The 14,905-nt window shown below is 64.7% G+C and carries 12 protein-coding genes and 1 pseudogene; 7 read left to right on the top strand and 6 right to left on the bottom strand.

Annotated elements, in window-relative coordinates:
* Positions 1-278 precede the first annotated feature (278 nt).
* From thrS to A5906_RS05945, 3 genes are all read left to right on the top strand, one after another.
* Positions 279-2,321, top strand: a complete 2,043-nt coding sequence (gene thrS, locus A5906_RS05955) for a threonine--tRNA ligase (RefSeq protein ID WP_080134334.1) — start codon at positions 279-281, stop codon at positions 2,319-2,321.
* A 93-nt stretch (positions 2,322-2,414) separates the two neighbouring features.
* Complete coding sequence (locus A5906_RS05950; protein WP_080134394.1) at positions 2,415-2,978, top strand: nitroreductase family protein; 564 nt, start codon at positions 2,415-2,417, stop codon at positions 2,976-2,978.
* A 63-nt stretch (positions 2,979-3,041) separates the two neighbouring features.
* Positions 3,042-4,310, top strand: a complete 1,269-nt coding sequence (locus A5906_RS05945; RefSeq protein ID WP_080134333.1) for a serine hydrolase domain-containing protein — start codon at positions 3,042-3,044, stop codon at positions 4,308-4,310.
* Here A5906_RS05945 and A5906_RS05940 read toward each other — a convergent pair.
* From A5906_RS05940 to A5906_RS05925, 4 genes and pseudogenes are all read right to left on the bottom strand, one after another.
* Positions 4,296-6,758 (bottom strand): putative bifunctional diguanylate cyclase/phosphodiesterase, encoded by a 2,463-nt coding sequence (locus tag A5906_RS05940; protein ID WP_080134332.1) that lies wholly within the window; start codon positions 6,756-6,758, stop codon positions 4,296-4,298. The two genes, A5906_RS05945 and A5906_RS05940, sit on opposite strands and share 15 nt — an antisense overlap.
* A 1,230-nt stretch (positions 6,759-7,988) precedes the next feature.
* Complete coding sequence (locus A5906_RS42870) at positions 7,989-8,183, bottom strand: hypothetical protein (protein ID WP_080134331.1); 195 nt, start codon at positions 8,181-8,183, stop codon at positions 7,989-7,991.
* A 337-nt stretch (positions 8,184-8,520) separates the two neighbouring features.
* Positions 8,521-8,655: pseudogene (locus tag A5906_RS43920) on the bottom strand (aldo/keto reductase); the annotation flags it as partial.
* A 6-nt stretch (positions 8,656-8,661) separates the two neighbouring features.
* Positions 8,662-9,735 carry a hypothetical protein gene (locus A5906_RS05925; protein ID WP_080134330.1) on the bottom strand — a complete coding sequence of 358 codons (1,074 nt, stop codon included), beginning with the start codon at positions 9,733-9,735 and terminating at the stop codon, positions 8,662-8,664.
* Positions 9,736-9,980: 245 nt separating this feature from the next.
* Between A5906_RS05925 and A5906_RS05920 the strand changes: the two genes are divergently transcribed.
* Positions 9,981-11,033, top strand: a complete 1,053-nt coding sequence (locus A5906_RS05920; protein ID WP_080134329.1) for a patatin-like phospholipase family protein — start codon at positions 9,981-9,983, stop codon at positions 11,031-11,033.
* A 19-nt stretch (positions 11,034-11,052) separates the two neighbouring features.
* On the opposite strand, the gene A5906_RS05915 is transcribed toward A5906_RS05920, so the two are convergent.
* Entirely contained in the window at positions 11,053-11,481 is a 429-nt protein-coding gene (locus tag A5906_RS05915; protein ID WP_080134327.1) for a CBS domain-containing protein, read from the bottom strand.
* A 190-nt stretch (positions 11,482-11,671) separates the two neighbouring features.
* Positions 11,672-12,496 carry a rhomboid family intramembrane serine protease gene (locus A5906_RS05910; RefSeq protein ID WP_080134326.1) on the bottom strand — a complete coding sequence of 275 codons (825 nt, stop codon included), beginning with the start codon at positions 12,494-12,496 and terminating at the stop codon, positions 11,672-11,674.
* Positions 12,497-13,093: 597 nt separating this feature from the next.
* Here A5906_RS05910 and A5906_RS05905 point away from each other — a divergent pair.
* The 3 genes from A5906_RS05905 to A5906_RS43490 all read left to right on the top strand — a co-directional run.
* A complete protein-coding gene (locus A5906_RS05905; RefSeq protein ID WP_080134325.1) occupies positions 13,094-13,648 on the top strand; it encodes a PAS domain-containing protein in 555 nt (184 codons plus the stop codon).
* Positions 13,649-13,843: 195 nt separating this feature from the next.
* A complete protein-coding gene (locus A5906_RS05900; RefSeq protein ID WP_136614997.1) occupies positions 13,844-14,635 on the top strand; it encodes a Crp/Fnr family transcriptional regulator in 792 nt (263 codons plus the stop codon).
* Between the two features lie 26 nt (positions 14,636-14,661).
* The coding region (locus A5906_RS43490; protein ID WP_210189976.1) for a hypothetical protein at positions 14,662-14,905 on the top strand (244 nt) is incomplete at its 3' end.

Genomic DNA, 14,905 nt, shown 5'->3' with positions numbered 1-14,905 from the left:
CCCGCCGGCGCCAGCACCGAGCAGCCGGTGACGAGATTGCCGAGCATCAGGGCGGTTGGCGCGAAACGGCCGGCGGCGGGGGCATTTTCCATGCAAACGCATGTAGCGGCGGCATGTGACGAGTTAAAGGGCACAACGTCAAATAGTTCGGGCTGCGCCGCGGGTTTTACGCGTCACTTTCTTGGAAATGCCGGATTGCACAGGCCGAATCGCCTGGTATATCGCTCGTTCCCGCTTACCTGCGCTCGTTCGCAGGAGTGAGCCTCAGGAGAAAAGCAATGACCGACCAGCCCAAATCCGAGTCCGGCTTCCAGTACAGCCTCTCCAACCTGAAGCCCGTGTCCCCAGCCGCCAAAGTTACCCTCACCTTCCCCGACGGCGCCCAGCGCCAGTATGACAAGAGCATCACCGGCCTCGATATCGCCAAGGGCATCTCGCCGTCGCTGGCGAAGCGCACGGTGGCGATGGCGCTCGACGGCGTGCTCGCCGACCTCAACGATCCCATTGAGGCCGACGCCAGGATCGAGCTCGTCAATCGTGACGACCCGCGCGCGCTCGAATTGATCCGCCACGACTGCGCGCACGTGCTGGCGGAAGCCGTGCAGACGCTGTGGCCGGGCACCCAGGTCACCATCGGCCCGGTGATCGAGAACGGCTTCTATTACGATTTCTTCCGCAACGAGCCGTTCACGCCGGAAGACTTTGCCGCGATCGAGAAGAAGATGCGCGAGATCATCGCGCGCGACAAACCCTTCACCAAGGAAGTCTGGGACCGCGAGAAGACCAAGCAGGTGTTCCGCGACAAGGGCGAGGCCTTCAAGGTCGAGCTGGTCGACGCCATTCCCGGCACCGAACCGATCAAGATCTACTACCAGGGCGACTGGTTCGATCTCTGCCGCGGCCCGCACATGACCTCGACCGGCAAGGTCGGCAATGCCTTCAAGCTGATGAAGGTGGCCGGCGCCTATTGGCGAGGCGACAGCAACAACCCGATGCTGACCCGCATCTACGGCACCGCCTTCGCCAAGCAGGAGGACCTCGACGCCTATCTGAAGCAGATCGAGGAAGCCGAGAAGCGCGACCATCGCAAGCTCGGGCGCGAGCTCGACCTCTTCCACTTCCAGGAGGAAGGTCCGGGCGTCGTGTTCTGGCATCCGAAGGGCTGGACCATCTTCCAGCAGCTGATCGCCTATATGCGCCGGCGACTGACCGGCGACTACAGCGAGGTCAACGCGCCGCAGATCCTCGACAAGGTGCTGTGGGAGACGTCGGGCCATTGGGGCTGGTACCGCGAAAACATGTTCGCGGCGCAGTCGGCCGGCGATGAGGCCGAGGACAAGCGCTGGTTTGCGCTGAAGCCGATGAACTGCCCCGGTCACGTCCAGATCTTCAAGCACGGCCTGAAAAGCTACCGCGACCTGCCGCTGCGCCTCGCCGAATTCGGCGTGGTGCATCGCTATGAGCCGTCCGGCGCCATGCACGGCCTGATGCGTGTGCGCGGATTCACCCAGGACGACGCGCATATCTTCTGCACCGAGGACCAGCTCGCCGAGGAGTGCCTGAAGATCAACGATCTGATCCTGTCGACCTATGCGGATTTCGGCTTCACCGGCGACCTCACGGTGAAGCTGTCGACCCGCCCCGACAAGCGCGTCGGCACGGATGCGATGTGGGATCACGCCGAACGCGTGATGGCCACCGTGCTGCGCGAGATTCAGACGCAGAACAATCACATCAAGACCGAGATCAATCCGGGCGAAGGCGCCTTCTACGGGCCGAAGTTCGAATATGTGTTGCGCGACGCCATCGGCCGCGACTGGCAGTGCGGCACCACGCAGGTCGACTTCAACCTGCCGGAACGGTTCGGTGCGTTCTACATCGACCATGACGGCGGCAAGAAGCCGCCGGTGATGGTGCACCGCGCGATCTGCGGCTCGATGGAGCGCTATATCGGCATCCTGATCGAGCACTATGCCGGCAACTTCCCGCTCTGGCTCTCGCCGGTGCAGGCGGTGGTCACGACCATCACCTCGGAAGGCGACGAATACGCCAAGCAGGTGCTGGAACTGGCGCGGCGCGCGGGGCTTCGGGTCGAGATCGACCTGCGCAACGAGAAGATCAACTACAAGGTCCGCGAGCACTCGCTGGCCAAGATCCCGGCCCTGCTCGTGGTCGGCAAGAAGGAGGCCGAGACGCATTCGGTCTCCGTCCGCCGCCTCGGCAGCGACGGCCAGAAGGTGATGACGACCGCCGAGGCGATCGCCGCGCTGGTCGACGAGGCGACGCCGCCCGACGTGAAGCGAGCTCGCGGCGCGGTCTGATCCCTGAAATTGATCTAAATTCGCTTCCGGTTGCGGGCGTCCATGCTTATGTCGGCATGGCGCGCCCGACGACCAGCCGAAGAGGATATCGCAGTGCCCGACGCCATCGAACTTCTGAAGACCCGCCGCTCGGTCAAGCCGCGCGAGATGACCGGACCCGGCCCATCCGCTGCCGAGCTCGAGACGATCCTCACCATCGGGGCACGCGTGCCCGATCACGGCAAGCTCACGCCCTGGCGCTTCATCATCTTCGAGGGCGACGCCCGCCAGCGCGCCGGCGAGGTGATCGCGAAGGTGTTCGCCCGGAAGAATCCCGGCGCGCCCGCCGCCGACGTCGAGATCGAGCGCAAGCGTCTCATGGACGCGCCGCTGGTGATCGGCATCGTCAGCTTCACCAGGCCGCATCCGAAGGTGCCGGCTTTCGAGCAGGAATTGTCGGCGGGCGCCAGCGCCATGAACATCGTCACGGCCGCGACAGCGCTCGGCTACGGCGCCTGCTGGCTGACCGGCTGGTTCTCGTTCGATCGCGACGTGCTCGAAGGGCTCGGCCTCAAGCCGGACGAGAAACTCGCGGGCTTCATCCACATCGGCACACCGACCAAGCCGAGCGAAGACCGTCCGCGACCGTTCCTTTCGGAAATCGTGACGCGTTTTTAGTCGATGTCTTGTTGACGCCTTCGACGTCTTGCGGCTTTGATCCCGCCGAGGGAGGAAGCCCGGATGAGACGCCGTGAATTTCTGGTCGGGGCCGCACTGCTCGCCGGCTCGATGGCGCGAAGCCGCGCCGCAGATATCCCTGCCCCGTCGCCCGAAGGGCTCGACCGCATCACCGCCTATTTCGACAACGAGGTGGCGAGTGGCCGGCTGCCGGGCGCCGTGATCCTGGTGCAGCAGCACGGCAAGCCGGTGTACCTCAAGACCTTTGGCGTGCGCGACACCAGGACCGGCCTTGCCATGACGCCGGACACGATCTTCGCCATCCATTCGATGACCAAGCCGATCACCTGCCTCGGCGCGATGATGCTGATCGACGAGGGCAAGCTCGCGCTCACCGATGCCATATCGAAATACGTCCCGCTCTTTGCCGACACCAAGGTGGGCATCGAGGTGACCCTGCCCGACGGCAAGCTGAAGCTCGACCTCGTGCCGCCGGTCCGCCCCGTCAACATCGAGGATCTGCTGCGGCACACCTCGGGCATCAGCTACGACTATATCGGCGCGCCATGGGTCGAGCAGGTCTACTCGGCCGCCGACATTTTCCAGGGGCAATTCAACAACAGGGAATTCGCCGACCGCATCGCCAAGCTCCCGCTCACGCGCCAGCCGGGAACGCTGTGGCGCTACGGCCATTCCACCGACGTGCTCGGCGCCATCATCGAGATCATCTCGGGCCAGACGCTGTACGACTACCTCAAGCAGCGTATCCTTGATCCGCTCGGGATGAGCAGTACCAAATTCGCCCTGGCGACGGAGGAGGAGCTGGCGCGGATGGCGCGGCCGCTGCCGAACGATTTCATCCTGCTCGCCGGCGAACGCGACCGGCTCGATCATCCCGAATGGCAGTCCGGCGGCGGCGGCCTGCTCTCGACCATCATCGACTATCAGCGCTTCTCGCAGATGCTGCTCAATGGCGGCGAGTTCGAAGGCAAACGCTACCTCAGCCCCTCCGCATTCAAGGCGATGACGACCGATCATATCGGACCCGGCTCCGGCGTCGGACGCGACTATTTCTATTTCCCGGGCGACGGCTTCGGTTATGGCTACGGCATCGGCGTGCGCACCGATCCCGGCAATGCGAAGCCGCCGCCGGCGGGATCGATCGGCGAGTTGAAATGGGACTCAGGGAGCGGTACCTATTTCGGCGTCGATCCCAAGCTCGACATGGTCTACCTGATGATGCAGCAGACCCAGAACGAGCGCAGCCGCATCACCCCTGCCTTCAAGGAGCTGGTCTACGGCTGCTACCCGGAAGGGCTACGCCGCCCGTGAGGCGCGCTGGCCGAACTCGGCCAGCAATGTTGCGATCTCGGCAGCGGGCCGCGCCGCGCTGAACAGAAAACCCTGCACCTCGTTGCAGCCTTCGGCGCGCAGCCAGTCGAGCTGATCCAAGGTCTCGACGCCCTCCGCGGTCGTGGTGATGTTGAGGCTGCGGCCGAGCCCGGAGATCGCGCGCACGATGGCGCCGCAATCGGGCCGCTGCGCCAGATCCTTCACGAAGGAGCGGTCGATCTTGATCTTGTCGAACGGGAAGCTTCTGAGATAGCTGAGGCTGGAATAGCCGGTGCCGAAATCGTCCATGGAGATGCCGACGCCGAGCTCGCGCAGCTGATGCAGGGTCGCGAGATTGGCATCGGTCTCGGCCAGGAAGATCGACTCGGTGATCTCGAGCTCGAGCCGCTTCGGCGACAGGCCGGACTGCGCGAGGGCCGAGATCACCACCTGGACCAGATTGCGGCTGCGGAATTGCGCCGGCGACAGGTTGACGGCGACCTTGACGTCGGCAGGCCATTTCACCGCTTCGGCGCAGGCCTCGCGCAGCACCCATTCGCCGAGCTGGGCGATCAGGCCGATGTCTTCCGCGACCGGAATGAACTCCGCCGGCGAGATCATGCCCTTGTCGGGATGACGCCAGCGCAGCAGCGACTCGAACCCGGAAATGCGGTCGGAGGCGATCGACACCAGCGGCTGATAGTGCAGCTCGAACTCGCCATTGGCGAAGGCACGGCGCAGGTCGAGCTCCATGTCGCGGCGCTTCTGCGCCTGGAGGTCCATCTCGCGCTCGAAGAAATGATGCACGCCGCCGCCGTCGGACTTCGCCCGGTACAGCGCCATGTCGGCGTTGCGCATCAGCTCCTCCGAGGTCATGCCGTCACCGGGCGACAGCGCGATGCCGATGCTGGCGCCGATCACCATCTCCTGCCCGTCGATCTCATAGGGCGCCTTCAGCATGTCGATCAGCAGGCTCGCACAGGCGCTGGCCTCGTTCGGCGACACGTCGGCGGCGAGGATCACGGCGAACTCGTCGCCGCCGAGCCGGGCCGCAAGATTGGCGCCGCGGACCGCGGTGGTCAGGCGCCCGGCGACCTCCTTGAGCAGGCGGTCGCCCGAGGGATGCCCGAAGGAATCGTTGATGTTCTTGAACAGGTCGAGGTCGATATAGAGCACGCCGACCCGTTTTCCCGCGGACTGATCGAGCGCCTGCTTCAACCGCTCCTGGAAATATTCGCGGTTCGGCAAGTCGGTGAGCCCGTCGTGATGCGCCATATGGGCGATGCGCGCCTCGGCTTTGCGCCGCTCGGTGATGTCGACCACCGCGACCAGATAGCCGTCACGATCATTGAATGCGACGCGGCGACCGAAGGTGAGCACCTCGATCTCGCTGCCGTCGGCGCGCAGATGGCGCCAGTTGCGCGAGGAGTGATAGGCGTCGCCAAGGCGCTCGAGGGCCTCGGCATGACTGTCCCATTCGTCCTCCGGCCAGATCTCGTGCAGCTTCATGCGCAGGAAGGTGGCGCGGCTGTAGCCGTAATGCTGGACCGCGGCATCGTTGACGCTGAGAAACTCCTTGCTCGCGGCGTCGAACACCCACATCGGCATCGGGTTGTTGTCGAACAGCAGGCGGAACGAAGCATCGCGCCGCTTCAAGGCGGTGACGTCGGAGATCGTCAGCGAGACCACGTCGGCGAAGGCGGTGGCGCTGAGGCGGAGATAGCGTCCCTCGTGCTCGATCTCAAGCTGCTCGCCACGGCCGCCGGAGACGATCGTGAGCAGGAATTCCATGATGTCGGGCGATGCCAGCAGCGTGCCGCCCTCGCCGATCCGGCGCCACAACACGCTCGCGCCCGCGGCCTCCAGCAATACGCCCGCGCTCTTGTTGTGGTGCACGATCTGGAGATCGAACGGCTTGCCGCCGGCGTCGCGCAGAGTCGCCAGCGAGATCACCGCATCGTCGGTCGCGGAGAAGATCGCATCCAGCAGATTGTATTGCGCGCCGCGCTCGTTGACATAGGCGCCGACCAGCGTGGCGCCCCAGCGCGAGGCGGTCGGCAGCGCCAGCACATCATAGGTCCTGACCATGCCGTCGCGCACGCAATGTGCGCTCGCCAGGTGCGGCCGTCCGTTCGCCAGCGCGCTCGCCGCCGCTTCCGCCAGCGCCGTGGCGCAGTCAGGGGACAGATCGGCAACGGGAATGTCCCAGCGCTCCTCGCCGAGCCATTTCTGCACGTAACGGCCGCTGCGCGACAGCTCGAGCGCACCGTCGTTCTTCAACAGCGCGATGTGGTCGGCGAGCCGGCCGAGGCTGCCGAGCATCACGTCCTCATAGCGCGGCAGCCGCTCACCCGGCTTCAACGCGGCACGCCATTTGCGCTGAAGCACCGGGATGTCGTCGAACATTTCGGTGGCCGGTTTCCCCGGCATCTTCTTCGCGGCAGTCATCGCAGTCCCCAACGCACTTTCCGGTCGCATCCAATGCAGATGCACTTAATGGCGTGTAAAGAGCGCATGCCTCCGGGTTCCGTTCGGCGATTATGACAGTTTTAAGTCAGGTGTTGGTTAGTAGCCGTTAGAGACTATGACGGTTGTGTTTTGCGCGCGTGTGAGTGGCGACACTCTCCGCGTCATCCCGGCGAAGGCCGGGACCCATAGCCACCGAACTATGTTTTGCGAACGCTCTTGGCCGCACTGAACTTTGACAACGCTGACCGGGGTAAGGGTCCCCTAAGCTCACAAACGAAGTGCAACACTTCCGACTGGAGGTGTTGCCATGGGGCGGACTTACCTGGCTTTCGCCAGGACGACGTTGTGGAGATGGTGTGTTCAACTGCATCCACACCGTCATTGCGAGCGCCGCGAAGCAATCCAGAATCCCGCTGCGGAAAGACTCTGGATTGCTTCGCTGCGCTCGCAATGACGGAGCTCGCGGTGACGGGCGTCGCTCTTCAATTCGCACCTCGTTCGCAGACACGCCTTCGCGTCCCCGCGGCATCTTCGCCCGAGGTTTGCTTGGCTACCCCCGGTGAAAGAGGGCGCAGGGAAGACCGGGTGCCGGCCGGGCACCCACGGTCCACTGTGCGTAAGGTGGCAACAAAGAATTTGCACAGCGGCATACAGGTGAAGCCAAACATCCGGCCTTCCCTGCGCAGTGGCTTTACGGCTTATGTCGCGCTCTCCCCGGGGAGCGATGCACTATTGCCCCCGTCGCCGTGCAGATGATCGATGCGCGGGCCCGGTCGGGCCGCGACATCACCGCACGACTTGGCGCACAGACCCCGGGCGCCAGGACCACACGATTTTGCCGTACGCTGATGGCATCGGTCGTATGCACGACGACTTTGCTCACGGTCTTCCGCCCTGCAAACCCGTACGCGCCAACGCCACCCCGCGTCCACCGCCGCCCGGCCCGCGTTCGTGACGATCGCGATACGCCCCTCTTCCTTGGGCCGGGTTGCACGGCAGATACGCCGTTTCCGAATTTCGGTAAAGTGGAATATTTTCGCAGCGGCAGATGGACCCACGGCTGGCGTGTTTTGCCCGACAGGCAACGCAAGAGTTTGTAGTCTAGTAGTCGCCTGGTAGCCCGGATGGAGCGAAGCGTAATCGGGGGTTTCTCGCCAGGGGACGCAGCTTCCCCGGATTGCGCTGCGCTCCATCCGGGCTACGGAGCAGCTAGTCCTTGCTCGACGCCGCAAAGGGGTTGCGCAGATAGGCCTGCGACAGCAGGAAAAACAAGGCGCGCTCGCCATGATATTTGGCGGCCGGCCGGGTGCGTTCGAATCCATCGGCAAAGATCTTGCCGGACTGGTCGCACACCTGCCACCGCCACCCGAACCGTTTGCGCCTGGTAAGGATCACCTCGAACATGCCGACGGGCTTGGTCCCTGCTCCCCCGGTCTCGCAGGCGCATGAGCCTGCTCCGGCGTCCCCCATTGGACGGATGCCCGACATATAACGCAGCAGGATGGAAAGAGAATAAAATTGATGATCGGAATTACGTATCTTCCACCGGCGATGACGACGTCGCAACGCCCGTGGAATAAGCTGGCGCGACCGGTGTTAACCGGCCTTCCGAAGCCGCAGGAAAGCGCTCGCATGCGTATTCAAACCGGAACACAAGAGGAGGAGCCCGGTAAGCAAACGCTCACCGGACCTGCATGCGGCATATGTCAGCGGCCGGCCCGCGCCGGAGGATGGACGGGACAGCCATCCTCGCCGCAGCGATCCCGCCGAGCAGCTCGAACAGCGTCTGATTGGCTTTTTGTGCGCTGAATGAGAAGCGCGGTACGATATTGCGGAAGTCGCTTTCGTGGAACGTCGTGCTCTCGGTGATTGCGCCACGAAACTAGCGCGCCACCACTTCCACTTCGCCATCGACACCGTTCACGACGTTGAAGCCGCGCTCGTAGACCTTGCCCTCGTTCTTGGCGATGGCGCGGTATTCGCCTTCGGACAGCACGACGCGCGGGAAGGCGCCGATCGATTCCTTGATGACGTCGCCGCCGGGCGTCAGCACCGACCAGGCGGTGTTGGCGAGCGCCTCGCCGCCCCGGTCGCTGACAAGCTTGAGCGTGATCACAGCGGCGCGGTGGGTGATGGTGACATCGGTGAGCTTGCCGGCCTGGACGCGGATATCCGAGCGCACCACCGAATTGGCATCGCCATAGTTGGAGACGATGTAGTAGGTGCCTTCCGGGATCAGGACGACGTCGCCGGCGGCGACGTTCGGCACCAGCGAGGCACGCTCGCCGGACTCGAACTGGCTGCCCTTGTAGATCGCGAACGAGATCTGGTTCTGAGGAATGCGGCTCGTGCCGACGCGGCCCTCGATGCGCAGGCCGCCGGCCGGCAGCACGAAGGATTCGCGGTCGGTTTCGGCCTTGAGGCTGACGGTGCGCACCGCACTGACGAGGCCGAAGGCGACGTGGACGACGTAGTTGCCGGGCGGCAGCACGATGTTCGGCGTCGCGCTGCGGTCCTCCTTGATCAGCTTGAAGGTGCCGTTCTCGTCGGGACGGTCGGCGAACACGCGCCAGACCAGGCCGCTGGTGATCGGGGCGGAGTCCTTGCCGTATTTCGCGGTCAGCGACAGTACGCCTTGGCCGGGCACGGCCGCATTGAGCGGCGCGGCCGGCGGCACGGTCGTGACCGCCGGCGGCGGCATGCTGGGCGTGGTCGGCTGGATCAGGGTCGGCGGCAGGCTCGGAGGGCCGGCGCCGGGGCCAGAGGGGGGCGCGAGGCTGACAGCTCCGCCGGGATCGGGCACGGAGGCCGGAGGCACCGGCGGCGGCCGGTCGGAGAAAAGCTGCGCCTGCGCAGCGCCTTGCCCCAGGGTCACGAGGCACGCGGCAAGGATCAGCGCCGGCAGCAGCCTGCCGCTGCGCCGCCATCCGATGATGCCGTCACCCCCGCGTGTCATGTTCCCTGCTTTTCACCGAAAACGCGGCAAATTCAAGCCTCGGATATCCCAGCAAATACGGTCCGATGCTATCTTTGGAACCCGACTGACGCCCGCGTGATTAGACTTAAGGCAACCGCCCCTCGCCATACTCCTGCCCAGCGCCTTTCCCAAAGCGGCATAAACCATGCCTCGCCCGTGATATGGCGGAGCGCAAGTGGGGTGCCTATTGTGGCGGTAGGTGGCCCCGGCGTAGGAGAGTTTTAGTGCTGGAGATCTTGAAGGGCCGCGGCGCGAACGGCTCCAACGGCGAGAAGGCCGGCGAAAAGGTTGGCGAGAAAGTCGGCTTGGGCAGCATCCGCCGGCCGGTCATTGGACTCGCACTCGGCGGCGGCGCTGCGCGCGGCTTCGCCCATATCGGAATCCTGAGAACCCTGATTGCCAACGGCATCGTGCCCGACGTCGTGGTCGGCACCTCGATCGGCGCGGTGGTCGGCGGACTTCATGCGGCCGGCCGGCTCGATACGTTCGAAGAGTGGGGACGCAGCCTGCAGGGCATGCGCAACATCCTCGGCTATCTCGACATCCGTCTCAACGGCTCCGGCCTGATCGGCGGCGAAAAGCTCGCAACCCAGCTCGAGAGGGCGATCGGCCAGACCCTGATCGAGGACCTGCCCGTGAAGTTCGCGGCGGTTGCGACCGAGGTCCGCACCGGCCACGAGATCTGGCTGACGCGCGGCCGCATGGTCGACGCGATGCGGGCGTCCTACGCGCTGCCCGGCATCTTCTCACCGGTCCTGATCGGTGACCGCTGGCTGGTCGACGGCACGCTGGTCAATCCGGTGCCGGTCTCGGCCGCGCGCGCGCTCGGCGCCGAAATCGTCATCGCTGCAAATCTTTCCAGCGACATCTTCACCCATTCCACGACGATCCATGCGCATGGCGCATCGCCCGCTTCGGTCGCCTCCGAGGCCGAGGCGACGCCGACCAAGCGGCGTTTTCCGCGCCTGTTCTCGCCCGAGAAGACGATGAAGCGCGAGTTCTTCGGCGGCGGCGGACGGCCCGGCATCTCCTCGGTGATGGTGGATGCCTTCAACATCATGCAGGACCGCATCTCCCGTGCGCGCCTTGCCGGCGATCCGCCCGATTTGTTGATCACGCCGCGGGTCGGCCATTTCGGCTGGTTCGACTTCCACCGCGGCGAGGATCTGATCGCGCACGGCACGCGCGCCGCCGAGCGCGCTCTGGAGTCGATCCAGGAGGCGATCGATGTGCTCGCGCCGGCGCCCACCGGTCACGCGCCCAAAGCGAGCGAGTAAAGCGGTGGCGTGAGGTCCGTCAGGCCGTCTTGATGTAGTCGCGCAGGGCTTCCTGCTCGGTCTCGTATTCGCGGACACGCCATTTGACGATGTCGCCGATCGAGATCAGGCCGACCACCTTGCCATTGTCGAGAACGGGCAGATGGCGGAACTTGCCCGTCGTCATGGTCTCCATCAGCTCGGCGACCGTGTCGGTCTCCTTGCAGGTGACGACCTTGCGGGTCATGACCTCCGCGACCGGCTCCTCCAGCACGCCGGCTCCGCGCTCGCCAAGCACGCGCACGATGTCGCGCTCGGACAGGATGCCTTCCAGCCGGCTCTGGTTCATCACCAGCACCGCACCGATCTTCTTCTCACCGAGCAGTTTTACCGCGGCAGCCAGCTTCACGTCCGGCTCGACGCTCATGATCTGGTGGCCCTTGGTGTTGAGAATGGAACGTACCGTCATTGTTGCCTCCCTGAATCGGAGCCGTCCGCCTGTTGGCGGACCGGGCTTGTTCCTCGAGTCTTCAACTAACAGTTTCAGCGCCGGTTTCACGCTCGTGCGCTTTGCGAAGCCCTGCCTCTATGGGCTTGTCGCTTCGGAACATTCTTCGCGGGAATGATGGATGAATTCGGGCCGCACCGCAAGCACAGCTTCAAATACGGTCTGAAACGTCCTGTGATGACGCATCCGCAACATCGCTTCGCACGCGCGGCACGGGATCGAACAGCGCGAACAGCAAGAGGCCGGCGAAGAAACCGCCGATATGCGCCTGCCACGCCACGCTGGTGGTCTCGGCATCGACGCCGATCGCGCCAACGCCGAAGATGATGTTGACGCCAAACCACACTGCGAGGAAGCCGACCACCCGCCCGTCGCGCAGCGCACGCGACAGCGGAAGCGCGGGAACTTTTGCGGCGGTATCGGCATCCGATCGGCTGAACGACAGGAAGCTGCCGCGGGCGAAGGCGAAGCGGATCGCGGCCGCCATCGCCCCCGACACCGAGGCCGAAGCGCCGATCATCGGCGCCACCGCGTGCTCGTGGGTGACGAGATGGGCAAGCGCGCCGGCCGCCGCCGTCACCGCCATGAAGACGAAGAACCTGATCGCGCCGAAGCGCCGCGCCAGCGCGCTGCCGAACGGCAGCAGCCACAGCACGTTGAAGCCGAGATGGGTCAGATTGGCGTGCAGCAGCGAATAGGTGACGAAGCTCCAGACCTTGGCCCCAGCGCCGCCGGGGATCTGCAGATTGAGCAGCGAGGAATCGTAGCGCTTCGGGATGAAGCCGAAGACGTCGATGGTCCAGTTCTCGAGTTCGGGCGGCAGCAGCACCCGCAGATGGATCAGCGCCAGCAGCAGGATGTAGGCGGTCAGCGCCGCGGGCAGCGTCAGGATCGGCTCGCGCGGAGCCTCCTCATGGAGGGCCGGCGGGCCCGGCTGAGGTCCTTGCGGCGACGAATCTTGCGGCGGGGAATCCAAGGCAGCTTCGCTTTCAGGCGCGATCGGAGCGATCCACTGGGAGATAGTCGCCTTTACCGGCCTTGCGCAAGTGCACCAAAGGAAATCGTCGATTGGGGAGTTGGTCTTGGGCGGCGAGACGCTGGGTCCCGGCTCGTGCTGGATTGAGTTCGCATTCTGGGCCCCGGTTCACTGAAGGAGTGCTGCGCTGCGTCCGGGGCACGAGAGACGGTGCATGACAAAAAGGAAAAGGCAGGGCCCTGGGAAAGCCCTGCCTATCCGTGTCGGCCTTCCGGTGCCGAGAGAGACAAGGTGCATCCCCACCCCTCCCCGCGGCCCGTGACCAAACTGTTTGACGCCTGTGTACAGGCCTCGCCGAGAACCTGGAGAAAAGCGGCAAGGCTTGCGACCGCGGTCACCATAGCAGCCGCGCGGCCGGCGCAAAGCGCATAGTTAACTTAACGTTAACGACGCAAAGGCGGCCTTAACAGGCGTGAAAACGCCCCTGCGGCATGGACGCTGCAAATCCCCTCCTGCACAACAACAGAAGGGATCGCGGGTGCACTGAAGCGGGACAGATCTGTCCCGCGAGGTTGCGCCCCGGGGTTAGCGTCAGCCATGAAACATCCGTCGAGCCGCGCATTTTTCGCGTATTGGGACAAGAAGCGCGGTACGGCGCGGGCCCCTGACCGGGCCGACATCGATCCGGCAGCGGTGCGCGGCCTGCTCGGCGACATCTTCGTGCTGTCCTGCGAGCCCAATCTCGGCTTCCCCTTCCGCGTTGCCGGTACCCGCGTCTGCGCGCTGGCCGGGATCGACCTCAAGGACAAGAGCTTCGCGGCGCTGTTCACGGCGGCCAGCCGCAGCGAGATCGAGGAGATCGCGGCCATCGTCGCCGACGAGACGCTTGGTGCGATCGCCGGCGTCACCGCGGCGCGCGAGGACGGCAGCAAGGCGCATCTCGAGCTCCTGCTGCTGCCCTTCAACACGCGCCCGCATACGCCGGTGAGCGTCACCGGCGTGCTCGCGCCGTTCGACGACGAATGCGGCAAGCTTTCGGCCTTCACCCTCACCTCCTGGCGCTACCTGCACCAGCCGGAGAAGCTCTTGCCGCGCGCGATCCGAAAATTGCAGATCGCTCGAGGGCTGATGGTGTATGAGGGGCTGCGCTAGCAGCAGCGCTCGCGTCAAACGCGCAGCTTGCGATCCAAGGCCTGATCGCGATCAGACGCGTCCGCGCGCGGCCTTGCCAATATGTCAGAGGAACCATAACTTTTAAGACGAGTTTATTTCGTTTGCCGTGGCAAGCGGCAGCGCAGCTCGATTGTGAAGATGCGTCTGCCGCGCGTCCGTCCAGGGACCATTCCCGTGATGGAGCACGCGACCAGAGTTGGCAATCGGTTGTTAGCTGCGTTACCGCCGGCCGATTTCGCGTTGCTTGCACCTCATTTGCGACAAGTGGAGCTTCAGCACGACGCAGTGCTGATTCGATCGGGCGACAAGATCGACCAGCTCTCCTTTCCCTGCAGCGGCGCCATCGCCCTCATCATGGAGTTGCCGAACGGACAGACGGCGGCAACTGCCGTGATCGGCAACGACGGCGCGGTCGGCCTCATGACGGCGCTCGGCCCAATCCGATCACCCATGACCGCGGTCGTCCGCGTGGCCGGGACGGCGCTGCAGATCTCGCCCGCACGATTTCAAAATGCGCTCGAACGCAGTCCCGCCATTGCAAGCTCGGTTCAGCTTCTCACCCGGACGCTGCTGACGCAATTCCAGCACGTCGCAGCTTGCAATGCCCTGCACTCGGTCGAGGCGCGCCTCGCCCGCTGGCTGTTGCACATCCACGACCGGACGGATGGTGGTGACATCCTGCACCTGACACAGGAGACGCTGTCGGAATTGCTCGGCGTCCGCCGCACCACGGTCACGCACGTGGTGAGCGCGCTGCGCTCGTCACGGGCAATCAAATCCAACCGGCGCGGCCAGCTGGAGATCGACAGGCACCGGCTCGAGATCATCGCCTGTGAGTGCTACAAGGTGATGAGCCGCAGGATCGATCGGATCGTTTCGCAGGATGCGCCAAGGCTCCTTCACGCCGCGCCGGCGCGGATTGGCTGCCTGCCCCCGGACCCGCCCTTCGCCAAGACCGACTCGTAGACCCAGGCCTCTCTGGCGAACCATTCGTGCGTCGCGGCGCACATCCTGCAATAGGTGCGCGAAAAGAATACCGCACTGCACCGAAACCTCTCGCCATCCATCTCGATGCCCGTCGGAATGGCGTTTCCCGTTTCCGGGCACTTGATCATCACCATACCCATCGTGATTTCCTCCAGCTTGGCATCACCTCAACAGTGAGGGAGGCCGCAATCGGCTGGACGGCTTCTCTTCTCGTGGAGATGCTCGTCCAGCCGATCCGCGCGGCCAACC

Origin of the sequence: Bradyrhizobium sacchari, assembly GCF_002068095.1 — a bacterium.
Taxonomy (GTDB): domain Bacteria; phylum Pseudomonadota; class Alphaproteobacteria; order Rhizobiales; family Xanthobacteraceae; genus Bradyrhizobium; species Bradyrhizobium sacchari.
This window is presented reverse-complemented; position numbering and strand designations above follow the sequence as displayed.